Origin of the sequence: Mesorhizobium sp. 2RAF45, assembly GCF_052115225.1 — a bacterium.
Taxonomy (GTDB): domain Bacteria; phylum Pseudomonadota; class Alphaproteobacteria; order Rhizobiales; family Rhizobiaceae; genus Mesorhizobium; species Mesorhizobium jarvisii.
Window position 1 is genome coordinate 106764 of sequence record NZ_JBFRGG010000009.1, and the last position, 16437, is coordinate 123200.

A 16437-nucleotide genomic window follows, 5' to 3' on the forward strand; every position below is an offset into this window, starting at 1 on the left:
ACACAAGATGAACCGCATCGCCCAATTGCTCCTAGTTCTGGTCGTGCTCGTGGCCGCCGGGACTGGCATGGCTCGCGCGGACGAGCCGAAGGTCGTGCTGTTCGAGGATCCGACACTGGAGGCGAACCGGCTGCATTATCCGTTGCTTATCTCCGAAGGGCGTGGCTATCGCATCCGCTGCAGGGACCAGGCGGAAGAGGAAGCGGTGATCCGTGGACTTGGCTTCGCGACAGTTCCTTCGGAGGTGCTGACCGCCGTCGACAGCGCGATCGTCGCCGCTGATCCGGCCGCCAATCCGCTGCTGTGCCCTGCGGGCGAGACATATCCGATCAAGGTGTTCGCCAACGACAATGGCAGCGGCCTTGTCTACTACCTGCAATTCCCCTCCGACTTCGGCGCGACGACATTTTCCGACCGGCTCTACATTCCCGGCTGCGCGCCGCTGGTCACCGAGCTGAAGCTCAATCTCGATCAGGCTCTGAATGCCGACCCCACGCCATTCTTCGCTGGCAAGATCCACACCATCGCGTGCCTCTCCGGCGCGCCGCTGGTCGACAATCCGACGACCTTCGCCAAATGGTGTGTCAAGGGCGACCGCACGCCGGCTGAAACGGCGACCGTTATGGCGGTGCTCGATTCAACGCCCGGCGGGGTCTCGGCGCTCGGCAACCCCGCAGCCTGCGCCGCCGCACAGACCTTTCTGGAATCGATCACGACGCTGAACCTGAACGGCAAGGGCGTGCAGTCGCTCGAGCCGATTGCAGTGCTGAAGAACCTCACCAGCCTGTCGATCGCCAACAACTCGATCGCCGACCCCGGGCCGCTGGCCAAGCTCAAAACGCTGACCTTCCTCGACATCTCCGGCAATCACATCAGCAACATCAGCGCGCTGACGCCGCTGACCGCGCTGACACGGGCCGACGTCTCCGACAACGACATCACCGACATCCGCGCGCTGTCGGCGCTGGCGTTGCTGACGAACCTCACGCTCGACGACAACAAGATCGCCAGCCTTGAGCCGTTGCAATTCCTGCAGGCGCTCTCGATCCTGTCCATCGCCAACAATGGCCTCACGGGCGATATGCTCGATCCGCTCAGCGCGCTCGGCGGCCTGACCAGCCTCAACCTCGCCAACAACAAGATCGAGACCTTCGCCAATCTCGGCAGCTTCCCTTCGACGCTGGCCATCAACCTCAGCGGCAATCCCATCGTCGCGAATGGCGGGCAGAGCTTCGTCGACCTGTGCGTGCTGCACCGCGACGCGGCGACTCCGCTTGGGCAAACCATCCGGGCCATGGTCGAGTTGGAGGGTAGCGGGACCTGCCTGGCGGTCGGCAACAAGCTGCTGGCGACCACCGCGCTCGACCTGTCGTCGAAGATCGTCAGCGACCTACGTCCGCTCGCCACCTTGCCGCAGCTCACCTCGCTCAACCTCTCAAGCAATGCCATCACCGACGTTTCGCCCCTTGCCGGCCTGACCAATCTCGGCACGCTCAACCTGTCGAAGAATTCGATCGCCAATGTCAGGCCGCTGGCAGCGCTGTCGGGGCTGATCAGTCTCGATCTTTCAGACAATCCCGTGCAGGCGAACGACTTCCTGTCGGCGTGCCTGATGCGCAACCAGACCGACTTTCTGACGCCCGCGCAAACTGCGGAAGTGAACGCGCTGCTGTCGATCTCTGGCAAGACCGTCTGCGGCAAGGCCTATGACGATCTCAATTCACGCCAGTTCGCCGATGCCAGGAACCGCGGGTTGACCAGCGTCTCGCTCTTCCCGGTGATGGGAAATCTGACCTCCATCGACCTGTCCGACAACCAGCTGTCCGACGTCTCGGCGTTGTCGGCGGTGCCGGGGCTGACGAAGCTTTGGATCCGCAACAACCAGATCCCGTCGATCCAGGGCGTGTTGCAGTTGCGCCGCCTAGAACAATTGAACATCGAGGGCAATCCACTGTCGAACCTGATCGGCATCGGGGTGCTCAACAAGCTGACAAAGCTCTATTTCTCGAACACGCACGTGCAATCCGTGACGCCGCTGGCGGACCTGCCGCTGCTCGACGACGCCGGCATGCGCAATCTGCCGCTGCAATACGCCAGCTTCGCTGAGTACTGTATCGTCTACCGGTTCGATTCGATTGCGCTCGGCGACGTGCGCGGCTTCATGGCGGCACTCGACAGCCGCATGCAGGCCGACCACGTCGATAGCGCCGATTGCAGCGCTGCGCAAAACTGGGCGCAGTCACTGAGCAGCCTGACGCTGAACAAGAAGTCGATCATCGCCGTAAACCCCGTGGTCTATTTCCGGGCGCTGGGCGAACTCAACCTGTTCGACAATGTGATCACCGACGTGTCCCCGATCGCTTCGCTGACGGGACTTCAGAAACTGAACCTCGCCACCAACCGGCTGTCGGCAATCCCGCGATTCGGCTCGAGCGGGCTCAAATACATCTATCTGAACGACAACCAGATCACCGATGTCGGCAATCTGTCGAACATGCCAGCGTTGTCGAATGTCGATCTACGCAACAACCGGGTCTTCAATGCGCTGCCGCTCGGCTCGCTTCCAGCGCTGTCGATCGTCGATCTGAGGGGCAACCGGATCGAGAACTTCGCCCACATCAATACGGTGATCGGAAAGTCCTATCTCGGCAACAATCCGATCTGCTCTTTCCCGCAACCGCTGGCGCCGCAAGTCGCCGAAGCCTGCAAACGCGAGCCGTTGCGCATCCTGGATGTCAACATTCATTTGCTCGACGAGATTGCCGTCCAGCCTTTGGTCGTCTGTCCGCGCCCCAACTGCCTGCAGCTTCAGCCGCACGTCATCGTGAGCCCGATCATTCATCAGTAATGCCTGCATACGGAGAGGTAGTCCCATGTTCGCAAAGACCCTTACCGCCCTCGCAGCCCTGACCGCCGCCACCGCAGTCCTTGGCTCCCCGGCCCGTGCAGAAGACAAATCCGCGACCTCGATCGTGCAGCTGCCCTCTGCGGGCGGCACAGTCACGCAGGAGGAAGGCAGCTTCGCGCTGAACAACAACACGGGATCGGCGAACTTCACCCTGCCGCTACCCACGCTGCCGACGCGCGGCCAGTTCGGGCCGCAAATGAGCCTCACCTACAGCCAGTTCGCGGGCGATACCGGCAACGGGCTAGGCATCGGCTGGCAGTTCAATACCCAGGCGATCGTCGTCAACGACGATCTCGGCACGGCCGTGCCCGGCACCAAACCGGGCGGCGATTTCTTCTCCCGCCTATCGTACATGGGCACGCGGCTCGTCTTCCTCGGCAACCAGAACGGCGTCTGGGAATACAAGCCCGAATACGCCGAGGATTTCGTCAAGATCCTCTACCACACCGGCGCGTTCGACGTCATTTCGCTCGACCTGTCAGGCGGCCTGCACACCGACACCATCCCCTCCGGATTCGAGGTGACCAACGCCGACGGAACGCGGCTGATCTTCAGCGGCGACCCTTCGGTGGCTGAAGGTAATTTCGACATAGCCAAGCCCTACGTGACGAAATGGCCGCTGGTGCTGCAGCTCAACGCCAACCGCGAAGCCGTCCGCTACGACTACCAGCGTTTCGGCGGACGCAGCTATCTGACGAAGACCAGCTTCGCTGGCGGCCAGAGCAGCTACCAGTTCGACCTGATCGAGACGCAGTCGACGCTCGTCAGCCACACCAATGGCAGCAAACAGGAGAACGCGCGACTCTACGGCAAGGTGACGGCCAAGTTCAAGGACACTGTCTACGCCCAATGGTGCATGGGGTATGTCGGCCGTGACACCAGTGACACCTCGAAGTTCGTCGTCCGGGCGCATCCGGACTGCCTGGCGAAGGCGCAGGCCGACCTGACGCCGCTCATCGACACGCAGTCGGTCAATGTGCTCGACCAATTGCGCGTGCTCTACCGCTATGGCGACACCAGCGGCGAGGCGCTGGCTCAATCGACGCTGAAGTTCCCGGACATCCATTTCGGCTATTCGTCGTGGACAAGCGCCGAACTGGCGTCGCGCCCCGTGGTGTTCGAAGCGCCGAAGATGGCGTTCGCCGGCGACATCCCTCCGCAGAATTTCGAATTGGCCGACCTCAACATGGATGCCCTGGTCGACATCGTGCAGACCAAGGATGACGGCGCGACCGTGCATCTCGGCAGCGGCGACCTGAACAGCGCCTTCGGCGACACAACCCAGCTCGTGCTGTCGCGTCCGACCGAGGCTGGACTGATGCGCCAGATCGCGCCCCGGCTCACCGACAATCGCTTCGCTTTTGCCGACATCCTTGGCGACAGTTTCGTCGACATCGTCGAAATCGAAGACGGGCTGATGCACGTCTATGACGGCAAGGCCGACGGGACCTTCCCCTATCTCGGCCGCTCGATCCCGCTGCCCGGCGTCTCGCCGACGACATTCGCGGGCGGCAACGGCCGCTTCGCCGACGTCAATATGGACAGCCTGTCCGACATCGTCACGACGCGACTCAACGCTGATGGCCGCACCGAATGGCGAATATTCCTCAATCTCACCCGGCGCCAGGCCGATGGCGGCTACAACGTCAATTTCGGCGCGCTGACCAAGGCGTTCCCATTCAACAGCCAGGACGGCCAGATCCTCGGCCGCAACAATGTGCGGATGGTCGACATCAACGGCGACCGGCTGCCCGACCTCGTCGTCATCCGTCCAGCCGACCAGGGCTTCTGCCTCTACGAGAACCAGGGCAACATCTTCTCGACGGACCCGAATGCGCTGCTGTTTGGCGACGCCGCGATCAACGATCCGGTCTGCGGTCACGGCACCTTCTCGAAGATTGGCGGCATGCAGCCCGGCGATAACCTCGCCACGATGTGGTACATCGACGCCAATGGCGACGGCATCATCGATTTCGCGTCGATGGGCGAGCGCACCGACCAGATGCGCATCTGGCTCGGCTTCGGCGACGGGACTTACCTGAAGGATCCGCTCAGCATCGCGCTCAATCTGCGGGTTCAACTCGGCACGTCGACGCAGACCTTCGCCTCGCGCGTCGCTGACATCGATGGCGACGGCGAGAGCGAAATAATCGTATTCCAGAAACCGTCCGGCGACGAGGTGAAGCCCGTCGTCATCATCGACTTCAACCGAACCGCGACCATGCAACTCGTCAAGGCGAACCTGCTCACGGTCGTCGACTTCGATTCCGGCCGCCGGCACGACATCCGCTATGCGACCTCGATCGACGAGATGCTGCGCGACCGCGCCAATGGCCAGCCGACGCGCAACCTGCATTTCCCCGTTGTCGTCGCCAAGCAACTCGTCACGTCGCAGGGCATACCCGGCCAGGTTCGCGCCCAGGTGCAGACGGACGAATATTTCTACCACAATCCATTCTACGACGTGATCAATCGCCGCTTTATCGGCTTCTCGGAGGTCGAGAAGGTCTCTTACGGCGACGAGAACGCGGCCGGCCAGCGCGTCACGCAGCGTTCAAGCCTCGATAGAGAACAGTATTACACCTTCGCCAAAGCGGCAGCCGACCTGAACCTCGCCGGCAAACTGAAGATCCGCAAGACCTATGAGGTGAAGCCCGAGGCGACGCTCGTTGCGAGCGCGGAGACAACCGAAACGCTCGATCCGGCGTCGGCGGCGCTGCATTCGCTGTCGACCGCCACGCGCAGCCAGAAGCTACCGACGACCGGCATGATGCTGAAATGCGAATCGTCGGTGTGGGAGGCATTTCCGCGTGGCGACGGCTCGTCCTATCTGAGGAAGGTGAAGGAGACGCTGACCGAGTCCGCCGGCGAGGCCGAACAGCAGGACGTGGCCGATCCCGAATGCAAGGATCCGGTCAAGACCCAGACCTATGCGGGTTTTGACGAATTCAACATGCCTGCGTCGGAGACGGTCAGGGTGCGCGACATTCCGGGACCGGAGAACCTGACGGTTCCTGGCTTCAGCCGGACGACCCAGACCGACTACACCCAGTCGCGCGCCGATCTGGCGGCGCTCGGCATCGTCAACGCGGCGTCCGAGCAGCGCATCCTGGCCGGGACCCGGCTGCTCAGCCGCGAGAGTTTCACCTACCTGCCAAATTCCGGCGGTCGGATGGGGTCGCGAACCCTGGAAGTGCTGTCGGGACTTGGCGCTCTGCCGCCCGCGCTCGAACAGTTCCGCAACGCCAGCCGCAAGCTGGCGAAGACCATGGGTTACGATGTCTTCGGCAACAGTATTTCGATCGCCGACGAACTCGGCATCACCGAGTCGGCGATCTACGACCCAACCGGTACCTTGACGCTCAGCTACACCAAGCCGTCAGGCGGTGCGGCCGAACTCGATCAGACGACGAAAATGACCTATGACGGGCCGCGCCAGGGCGCGGTGGCAACGACGACCACGCCCTTGGGCATGGTCGTGACGAACAGCTACGATGCCCTCGGCCGCAAAACCCGGGAAACCGCCACGGACGGCGCCGAACGCTTCTACACCTACAAGATCGGCGAGCATGGGCTGCCGTCGCTCATCCTGACGGCGCGCCGCCGCTATGCGAGCGCCGCCGAGACGCCGGAAGGCGAGAGCGAGTTCATCGCGGACCTCGCCGCCTATGACGCGCGCAGCGAAAAGGTCGCCGACCTGGAGAACGTCGCCGAAGGCGGGGTCCGGGTCAATAATTTCTCGCTCTACAACCGCAATGAGAAGCAGATCTTCCGCTGGACGCCCTTTGTGGTGACCAGCTTCGGCGGCGTTGATGATCTCAACCTGCAGAAGGTGTTCGATCTTGGCGACGTTCCGCGCCCCGATCACGAAGTCGGCAATGCCTACACCTATGACCCAGCCGGCCGGATGGTCCGCGAAACCCATCCGTCGGGCAAGACGTCCGACATGACCTTCCGACCCTGGGGTACGCTCACGGTCACGACCTACAACGACCAGTTCGACGGCGCCGTTCAAAGCAGCGAGTATTCGCTGAGGAACGAGAACGGCGTGACCGCGACTATCGCCAGCAATGGCGGCGGCACGGTTCATATTTCCCGCTTCGTGCGCGATTCTTTCGGCTACCTGAGCGAAATCTGGCTGCCGGGCGAGACGACGCCGCGGCGGCTGATCTACAACTCCGTCGGCGACATCGAATTCCAGTCGATCCCGGGAATGGGCGACCGCTACGCTTTCTACGATGCGCGCGGTCGCCAATCGGTGATCGGGCGGGTCGGCAGCAATGGCGAAACGTCGGTCCAGACCTTCACCTACGACTTCCTCAACCGCAAGCTGACCGAGGTGAACGATGGCGTGGTGCACCTAGAATACCGCTATGACCGCGCCGTTCAGGTCGCCTCAGCGGCCGGCTTCGAAACGCCGATAGCGCTGCCTCTCGACAAGACGACCGAGGTGATCATTCACGATCCCAATGGCGCGTTCGACGCCGTCCAGCGCTACGCCTACAATGCCAACGGCCGGATGGTCACCAACGAGGTCGAGATCGGTGGCGCGAAATACGCCGATCATTTCCATCACACGCTGGATGGCCGCATCGATTCGTCCGAAGGTCCGCGCGGCCTGGCGTCGAAATTCGCGCTGGGGCCCGACAAGAACCTGCGGTCGGTGACGGTCACGCATCCCGATTTTTCGGGACCGGAGAAGATCATCGAGAATATCACCTACAATCCCGAATCGCGGATCGAGCGGGTCGATTATCGTCTGGGCGCATTCACCCGGATGACCTACGACCCAGCGACCCTGTTCCTCACCCACATCGTTACGCAGGCCGGCGGCAAACCGCTGCAGGATTTGAGCATGACCTTTAACGGCAACGGCTCGATCACCCAGATCGTCGACGCGTTGGCGCAAGGCGCGGGCAGCGACGGACATGTCGACCGGTCGGGAACGTTCCACTACAATTTCAAGAACGAACTCGTGCGGATCGACCGTTACGGCCAGCAGGCGGAATTCGCCTATTCGGCGGCGGGAACGTTTGCCCGCAACGACGAGCTCGAGCCCGGCGCGCCGATAGCGCCGTCGACCGGCGCCGCGACCAACCTCATCCCGGCCGGCAGCGCATCGAAGCCCTACTCCTTTGACGGATTCGCCCAACTTGCGAAATCGCCGACCTTGACCGGAACGGTGTTCGACATCAACGGACGGTTGATCCGAGCCCAGACGGCGACCCATGAAGTGCTCTACGGCTACGATCAGACGGGGCGCCGCCTCTATAAGAAGGTCATCCCGACCGACGGATCAGGGCCCGAGCAGCTTTACCTCTACCCGGTTGAAACGTTCGAGATCGGTCCAAAAGGCGAGGAGAGCTACGTCAACATCGCATCCAGCAAGCTCGTTCGTCTCGAACACGGCACCGGCAAATGGTTCTACTATCTGAAGGATCATATCGAGAGCAGCGACTATGTCATCGCCTCCGACGGCGTTCCCGTCGAGCAGATGCTCTACAGGGCGTACGGCACTGAACACAAGCCGGAGACGCTGGCCTCTGCCTGGGCCAGCCACCTGGCAGATGTGGCAGCGGAGTTGCCGCGCGAAAAGACCCACCATCGTTTCACCGGCAAGTATCTCGATGACGATACCGGGCTCTACTACTACGGCGCCCGCTACTACGATCCGGCGCTGGGGCGGTTCATTTCACCCGATCCGCTTTATGTCGGCGATCCGGAGAAGTGTACCGGCAATTCCACGTCCTGCAATCTCTTTGCCTACGCCAACAACAACCCGATGGCCTTCATCGACCCGACCGGCCTGAAGGAGATCGTCGCCGGCGACGCGGCCTACCGGAGGCAGGTCGAAGAGGACATCCAGCGAATCGATCCGACTGCACGCGTCGACAGCAAGACTGGCGAGGTATCTCAAAGCTGGCTGCACGGCGCGTGGCTGGACGTGAAGAACTTCTTTGTCGGATCCAACTCCTTCGACAGCGGCCGCGACCTGATGCACCGGGTCATCGCCGACCCGCAAACCACGACGATCCAGAACGAGCCGGGCGTCACCGCGGCCCGCAACAAGGATCCGTTGGTGAACCCGGAAACGACAAAGGGCGACGTGATCATCGGCTATGACCCGGCTACGTCACGCACGCGCACGTCTGTCGAGTTCGACAAGGCCTCTGGAACGACTGCCTCCAATCCGGCGGATCCTGGCATCGTGCTCGGCCATGAGCAAATCCACGCAACGCACCGCATGGCCGGCCAGCATTCGGGGTTCAGCGATGCGCCCTACATAGGCCTCGATGGCAAGCCATATGCTTATCGCAACGAGGAAGCACGTACCATCGGTGTCGGCGGCACACGTCGACCCGACGACATAACTGAGAACCAGCTGCGCGACATGCTCGGCATTAAGCCGCGCGTCCATTGGTAACCGAACCAAGGATGGAGACTTTGACATGCGACGACTCCCGAAGCTCCCGGCGATCCTTGCCGGTTTCGCGCTCCTGTTTGCGGCAGCGGCGGCGGCCCAATCCATGAGTAAGCAACTCAAGGAACCGCAGGCCGTGCCGCTCGATTTCCTGACATGGATCAACCGCGATCCGGCTTGGCTGCAGCAACAGATGGCCACACTCGGCGCCACCGGCGGGGTGAAAATCGGCAATGACATGCTCGAAACAACAGACGTGGAAGCGTTGAAGGCGGTTAACCGCATCCGCGGCTTCGCCTACCTCGCGGCGAAGGGATTGAATCCGCCCTATTTCGACCTGTCTGTCGCCGGCCCGGACGCGACCGTCCGATGCGTGACCTCTAATCCCAGGGGCATCGCGCCCGGCATCGGGCCGATGGACTTCGCCAGGGCGTCGTTTCCGGCGGAGGCCGCCGACCAAACCGAACTGAAATCCTGCACGGTCGCAGGCAAGGGCGGAGACTATGCCGAGCTTGATCGGGCGGCCTTTCGCGATCGTTACTTCAACGCGTCAGGCACATTGAAGCCGGAATTCCGGGACCTGGGCAACGATTCTGCCTTCAAGGCCAAGGCGATCGACGAGGGCTTCTTCCTGACGACGGAGGACTATAGCGGCCTGCTGCAGCTGGATCTGCGGTAGGCGGCTGAGACGTAGTAGGCACAATGGCCGTGCCGGTGAAGGCAAGCTGGACGGTCGCTCTGTTTCGCGGCCTGGCCGCTGAGCAGCCAGGCATCACATCGCGAAAGCTGGGGGTCCGTCACGACTTGCCCGGGTGCGAGTGTCGAGCGCGAGTTGCCCGCTGGGTGCGCCACCGCGGCGGTTGCCTGATGCCTGAAGGAGACTTGATTGCCCAAAGGCGACTTGGCGTAAGAGTGTCTACTCCACGCCTGTGGCCGGCATTCCGAAGACGCACCATACCCCGGCCTTGTTGGTCGCTTCAAGCGGATGCACCACAGTCGTGCGTGCGCTGAACGTGACGACCGCGAAGGAGCCTGCCGCCCCAGGCCACTCAGTGCGGGTCCAGTAATCGGTTTCGCTGCGGGCGAGCGGTGGCAGCTTGTATTGCGCGAACGCATCATGCTGTCTTGGCCAGTCCGCCGAATCGAGACTGGTCAGTTCCGCCATCGTCGGAAGCTGCCAGCCCATGTCGCCGTTCGGACCGCCTTGTCCGAGGGTGGCGCAGTGCCCCATCGCATCGCTCAGCGTGAGCGGCTGATCAACCCTGTCCAGCCTGGCGACAAGGCATGTGCGCTGGTCGACGAAGGCCTTGCCGTCATGTTCAGCAAGCAGCCAGAAATTCTGGTCATTCAGTGGCTGGCGGGTCAGTTTGTGGACTGTGCCACATGGTTCGGCTTGGGATGGCAGCACTGACAACATTGCAAAAAGCGCAAGTGCCGTGTTGAAAGTCGCAAGAGACGCGATCCGAAACATGCCTTCCTCCTCGCTGGTTTGGCATCATGACGGGCGTTCGACGTGGCAACCAAACAAGTATACTTGAAGCGGCGAACAATTGAAAGGCCTGTCACTTCCCGATACTTAACGTCATTGCCCCGGAATGAGTTGGAGCTCCGCAGGTCTCCTCTGCAAATTGGCGCCGGGCGGCAACTTGGAAGCCACCGCTCGACTTGGCCGCGACGCGTTGCAGGCCGCGGTGCCCCCCCGGTTGAGACCGCAGGCAACCAGCCGGTAGGCAGCTGGGTTCCGGCAACTCATACCTATTGGCTTTGCTTAACCTAGGGGCATCTCAAAATGGCCTGCCCTCCACTTGCTGTAGCGAATTTTTCTACCTCGACGAGAGCAGATGAGCCGAGGGACCCTGGCCGAGGAACATGCTAAAGCACCGTTAGCGAGAAAACGTCACGCGAAAGGCATTTTCCATATATATTTCAAAGCGTTGACCTATAGAAAAGTACCGTCAGGAGCGGAAACCGGCGACGGTACTTTTTCTCGGACATCAAGCAGCACATGAAAAGTACCGTCAGAAGTACCGTCAAATTGATCTAGTAGCCTTCACTTTCAGCGCAACACTGGTTCGCACTAGCCATAAAAATCAGCGGCTTAGGTAGTCGATGACTTCAATTGGCGACATAGGTCCGATGGTGAATGAAATGAGCCGCAAAACATTGTTTTTCTGCGAAAAACTACGTCGCAGTACTCCAAACTGCGCTAAACCCCTACTCCCACTCGATCGTACCAGGCGGCTTCGACGTCACGTCGTAGACGACGCGGTTGATGCCGCGGACCTCGTTGATGATGCGGGTGGCGGCGGCGCCCAGGAAGGCCATGTCGTAGTGGTAGAAGTCCGCCGTCATGCCGTCGACCGAGGTGACGGCGCGCAGCGCGCAGACGAATTCGTAGGTGCGGCCATCGCCCATCACACCGACGGTCTGCACCGGCAAGAGCACGGCGAAGGCCTGCCAGATGGCGTCGTAGAGCCCGGCCTTGCGGATCTCGTCGAGATAGATGGCGTCGGCCTCGCGCAGGATCTCCAGCTTCTCGCGGGTGATGCCGCCCGGGCAGCGTATGGCAAGGCCAGGACCTGGGAACGGATGGCGGCCGATGAAGCTTTCGGGCAGGCCGAGCTCCTTGCCCAGCGCCCGCACCTCGTCCTTGAACAGTTCGCGCAGCGGCTCGACCAGTTGCATGTTCATGCGCTCAGGCAGGCCGCCGACATTGTGGTGCGACTTGATGGTCACCGACGGGCCGCCGGTGAAGGAGACGCTCTCGATGACGTCGGGATAGAGTGTGCCCTGTGCCAGGAAGTCGGCGCCGCCGAGCTTTTTGGCCTCTTCCTCGAACACTTCGATGAACAGCCGGCCGATGGTCTTGCGCTTCTTCTCGGGGTCAACCTCGCCTTCCAGCGCCGAGATGAATTTTTCCGAGGCATCGACCAGGATCAGCGGCAAATTGTAATGCTGACGGAACATTGCCACCACGCCCGCCGCCTCATCCTTGCGCATCAGGCCATGGTCGACGAGGATGCAGGTGAGCTGGTCGCCGACCGCCTCGTGGATCAGCAGCGCGGCGACCGAGGAATCCACACCGCCCGACAGCGCGCAGATGACCTTGCCCTTGCCGACCTGCTTGCGGATCGCCTCGACCGCGTGTTCGCGATAGGCACGCATCGTCCAGTCGCCCTCGATGCCGGCGATGTTGTGGACGAAGTTCCGGAGCAGCCTGGCGCCGTCGGGCGTGTGCACCACCTCGGGGTGGAACATGATGCCGTACATCTTGCGCTCGACATTGCCAAAAATGGCGAAAGGCGAGCTTTCCGACTTGCCGAAAACCTGAAAACCCGGCGGCAAGGCAATGACGCGATCGCCATGGCTCATCCACACCTGGTGGCGCTGGCCGGTCGCCCACAGCCCCTCGAACAGTGGGCTGTCCTTCTCGATCTCGACGAAAGCGCGTCCGAACTCGCGATGGTTGGAGCTTTCGGCGACACCGCCCATCTGCACGCACATGGCCATCTGGCCGTAGCAGATGCCAAGCACCGGCACGCCGGCATCGAAGACGATCTGCGGCGCGCGCGGGCTGCCGATATCCGATGTCGAAGCCGGGCCGCCCGACAGGATGACGGCTTTGGGATTGATGCGCTTGAACGCGGCTTCGGCCGATTGGAACGGCACGATCTCGGAAAACACGCCGGCCTCACGGATGCGGCGGGCGATGAGCTGCGTAAACTGGCTGCCGAAATCGACAATCAGGACGGTGTCGGGATGATTGGCTGTTTTCATGGCGAGCGTTTAGAGAAAGAAATGAGTCGACGCAATGGGTTGCGTAGCCTGACTTTCAGACTGGTCTGGCCTGGTCGTTGGACGGAGCCGTCCGCAGCAGACCCGAGCCGATCGCCTGTTCGAGGCGCATGACGGCGTCGGCCAGCCTTTCGTCGATGACATGAAGATATTCGGTCCAGTCGCCGACATGCCTGAGATCGGCAGCGCCGTCAGAAATACCGCGCAGCCCGATCAGGGGCACATCGAACAGCTGGCAGGCGCGCAGGCAGGCGAAGGTCTCCATGTCGACCATGTCGGCCGCGATTGCGTCATAGGCAGCGCCGGTGATGATGGCGCCGCCGGTCGACAGTGTGGCTTGTTTGATTTCAGGAATACGAAACGGCAGCGGCACGGTGACCGGCAGATCGAGGAACGGCGTCGCACCTTTCTCGAAACCCAAAGCCGAGGCATCGATGTCGCGATAGCTGACCGAGACGGCCTGATAGATTTCCGTCTGTTCCAGCGTCCGGCTGCCGGCTGAGCCGAGCGAGACGACAAGGTCCGGCAACGCCTTCTGCGACTTCAGCCAGGACAGTTCCGCACCCAGCCGGACGGCTGCCTCGACCGGACCGACGCCCGTCATCAGCGGTGTGAACAGTTTTTGCAGATGCGAACCATATTCGGCCTGCGCCGCCATGACGAAGAGGACGTCCTTGCCGCCAATTCGCGTAACGTTGGCCATCACCCAGCAATCCCGTCACGCCCAACCACCGTCATCATCGTTCCGGTCATGGTGGCGATGAGCTTGGCCTCGCCATCGGCGGCGAAGGCGTAGGCCTGGCCGTCGGCGACGATGATGGTGCGGCCGGGCTTGGTCACCGAGCCGCGGAACAGGAAACGTTCGCCCCTGCCCGGCGCCAGTAGGTTGACCTTGAATTCGATGGTCAGCACGCCGGAATTCTCAGGCATCAGCGAAAAAGCCGCGTAGCCGCAGGCCGAGTCCAGCGCCGTCGAGATGACGCCGGCATGGAGGAAGCCGTGCTGCTGGGTCAGTGCCGCCGAATAGGGCATCTCGATCTCGATGATGCCGGGCGTCACCAGTGTCAGTTCGGCGCCGATCGTCGCCATTGCCTGCTGGCGCGCGAAGGACGCCCTGACGCGATCCTCATAGTCCGGGGCCGGTACGATCTTTGCTGCCATCGCAATTGCCTTCAGTTTTGCCGGGAAAGCTTATCGCAGAGGCACGCGCGGCAGGCAAATGCTTTTGCTGCACTGCAACAAAACGATCTGAAGCAGCTAGTTCAACCCCAGAAGCGAAGCATTGAGCACGGTGGCGAAGACCACCCATGCCGCGTAAGGCGCGAACAACCAGCCGGAAAGCCTGTCACGGTTCCAGACGCTGGCGATGAACAAGACGATGCTGGCGAGGAGACAGACGATGACGACCAAGGCAGGTCCCATCATTTTTGCGCCGAAGAAGGTTGGCGACCATGCGAAATTCAAGATGAGCTGGACGCCCCAGACCTTCATTGCCGCTCCCGTCGGCTCTCGTCTCCATGTCCGCCAGCCGGCTATCGCGATCAGCACATAGAGCAGTGTCCAAGCGGGCCCAAATACCCAGTTGGGCGGATTGAAGGGCGGTTTGACCAGCGATGCATACCAGGCGCCCGGCAATGTGGCATAGCCGATCAGCAGGCCTCCACCGAGCACCATGACAAGGAAAAGCAGCAGCGACAGATATTTCTTCAAGAATCCCACCCCAGTGGCGGCACGGCGCCGCGCAACTGCAACTGGGGCACGATCGCTACCTGTCAACGGCAGCGTTCAACTCACGTTGCGCATGGCGCAGAAGTAAAACCCGTCCGTGCCGCTCAGCGCCGGGGACAGCGATATATCCCCGCCAGCGCCGATCCGCGTTGCGGCCTCGTGGCCCGGAAAATAGCGATCCCACAACGCGCGGTGGTCCACCGGAACAAAACGGCTGTTGCGCTCGCGGAACGCGGCGATCTGCTCGTCATTCTCCTCGGAGAATACCGAGCAGGTGATGTAGACCAGCAGGCCGCCGGGTTTGACATAGGCTCGTGCGGCATCGAGGATCGCCGACTGCTCGCCCTTGCGGGCATCGAGCTGCCTTTGCGTCAGCCGCCATTTGGCATCGGGACGGCGCCGCCAGGTGCCGCTGCCGGTGCAAGGCGCGTCGACCAGCACGATGTCCATGTGATTGGAGAGCGGAGCGAGTTCGACCGGCTTGGTGACGACCTGCACGTTGCGGTTTTCTGAGCGGCGGATGCGATCGAAGATTGGCGCAAGGCGCGCCTTTTCGGCATCATGGGCAAAGATCTGGCCGCGATTGTCCATCGCAGCCGACAGCGCCAATGTCTTGCCGCCGGCGCCGGCACAGAAGTCGAGCACCTGCATGCCGGCCTCGGCGCCGGCAAGTGTTGCCGCTATTTGCGAGCCCTCGTCCTGGACCTCGAACCAGCCTTTCTGGAAGGCGGGCTCGACCTGCACGTTCGGGTGCCTGCCGTCGCCGTCGATGGGCGGAATGCGGATGCCGAGCGGCGCGATCCGCGTGGCCTGCGCCCCTGTATCGGCCAGTTCCTTGAGCACCCTGGCGCGATCGGCCTGCAACGTGTTGACCCTTATGTCGAGCGGCGGGCGGGTCGCCAGCGCCGCGCCCTCCCCGACCCATGCCTCGCCGAAAGCCCGTTCGAAAAGCGGTTCACACCAATCTGGTATGTCGGCACGCACCGCGGGCGGCGCGTCGGCAAGCCGGCGACCGGCAATCGTCTGCAGCTCGGTGGCGCTGAGCAGCGGCGGCGCGAACTTGTCGCCATCGAGTGCGTCGTTGAGCGACTGCGCTGTCTGGCCCCATTCGAGCAGCAATGCGCCGAAGCCGACGGCGCGCGGCGTGTCCTCGCCGAGCAGCCAGCCGGCGGAACGTTTGTGGCGCAGCGCGTCGTAGACGATGTTGCCGATCGCCGCGCGATCACCGCCACCGGCGAAGCGGTGTGACAGGCCCCAATCCTTCAGCGCATCGGCCACCGGCCGGTGCCGCCGGCCGATGTCCTCCAGCACTTCGATGGCCGCAGCCAGCCGTCCGCCCAGTCGCATTGATCATTCCATCAAATCAAGATTTATCGCCTGCTCTTAGAGCCTTTCGCGTCCGGATTGAACCCCGCTGCGTCACGCGACGAAGAGGTCGCCTGAAATCTTCCGATCGATAAATATCGCGGGCCGGCAACAGCAGATCGACCAATAAATGCAAGGTCTCTAATGTTCGCAACTGGCGACTGCAAGCACGGCCTGTGGCGCAACCGCTCTGCTTTCCAAGTTTTTCCGTTGGGAATAC

At 62.1% G+C, this 16437-nt stretch carries 9 protein-coding genes; 3 read left to right on the top strand and 6 right to left on the bottom strand.

From position 1 onward, the window contains the following. The first annotated feature begins 7 nt into the window (after window positions 1–7). From AB4Z43_RS22355 to AB4Z43_RS22365, 3 genes are read left to right on the top strand one after another with little or no spacing between them, the layout of a single operon-like run. Window positions 8–2848, top strand: coding sequence for a leucine-rich repeat domain-containing protein (locus AB4Z43_RS22355; RefSeq protein ID WP_441938968.1), 2841 nt, complete (start codon window positions 8–10; stop codon window positions 2846–2848). 25 nt (window positions 2849–2873) lie between these two features. Beyond that, window positions 2874–9332, top strand: coding sequence for an RHS repeat-associated core domain-containing protein (locus tag AB4Z43_RS22360; RefSeq protein ID WP_441938969.1), 6459 nt, complete (start codon window positions 2874–2876; stop codon window positions 9330–9332). A 25-nt stretch (window positions 9333–9357) separates the two neighbouring features. Further along, window positions 9358–10008 (top strand): hypothetical protein, encoded by a 651-nt coding sequence (locus AB4Z43_RS22365; protein WP_441938970.1) that lies wholly within the window; start codon window positions 9358–9360, stop codon window positions 10006–10008. A 237-nt stretch (window positions 10009–10245) separates the two neighbouring features. On the opposite strand, the gene AB4Z43_RS22370 is transcribed toward AB4Z43_RS22365, so the two are convergent. The 6 genes from AB4Z43_RS22370 to AB4Z43_RS22395 form a co-directional block, all read right to left on the bottom strand. Then, window positions 10246–10800, bottom strand: a complete 555-nt coding sequence (locus AB4Z43_RS22370) for an Lcl domain-containing protein (RefSeq protein WP_441938971.1) — start codon at window positions 10798–10800, stop codon at window positions 10246–10248. Between the two features lie 743 nt (window positions 10801–11543). Then, window positions 11544–13106, bottom strand: a complete 1563-nt coding sequence (gene guaA / locus AB4Z43_RS22375) for a glutamine-hydrolyzing GMP synthase (protein WP_010914447.1) — start codon at window positions 13104–13106, stop codon at window positions 11544–11546. 55 nt (window positions 13107–13161) lie between these two features. Then, window positions 13162–13827: a 5'-methylthioadenosine/S-adenosylhomocysteine nucleosidase gene (locus AB4Z43_RS22380; RefSeq protein ID WP_441938972.1), complete on the bottom strand. Its 666-nt coding sequence runs from the start codon at window positions 13825–13827 to the stop codon at window positions 13162–13164. After that, the gene (locus AB4Z43_RS22385) at window positions 13827–14285 is read right to left on the bottom strand and encodes a PaaI family thioesterase (RefSeq protein ID WP_023686843.1); all 459 of its coding nucleotides are present in this window, start codon (window positions 14283–14285) and stop codon (window positions 13827–13829) included. Before AB4Z43_RS22385 ends, AB4Z43_RS22380 begins: the two co-directional genes overlap by 1 nt. A gap of 96 nt (window positions 14286–14381) precedes the next feature. After that, window positions 14382–14834, bottom strand: a complete 453-nt coding sequence (locus AB4Z43_RS22390; protein ID WP_441938973.1) for a TspO/MBR family protein — start codon at window positions 14832–14834, stop codon at window positions 14382–14384. Window positions 14835–14909: 75 nt separating this feature from the next. Beyond that, the gene (locus AB4Z43_RS22395; protein WP_069091439.1) at window positions 14910–16199 is read right to left on the bottom strand and encodes an RsmB/NOP family class I SAM-dependent RNA methyltransferase; all 1290 of its coding nucleotides are present in this window, start codon (window positions 16197–16199) and stop codon (window positions 14910–14912) included. Between the last annotated feature and the right edge of the window lie 238 nt (window positions 16200–16437).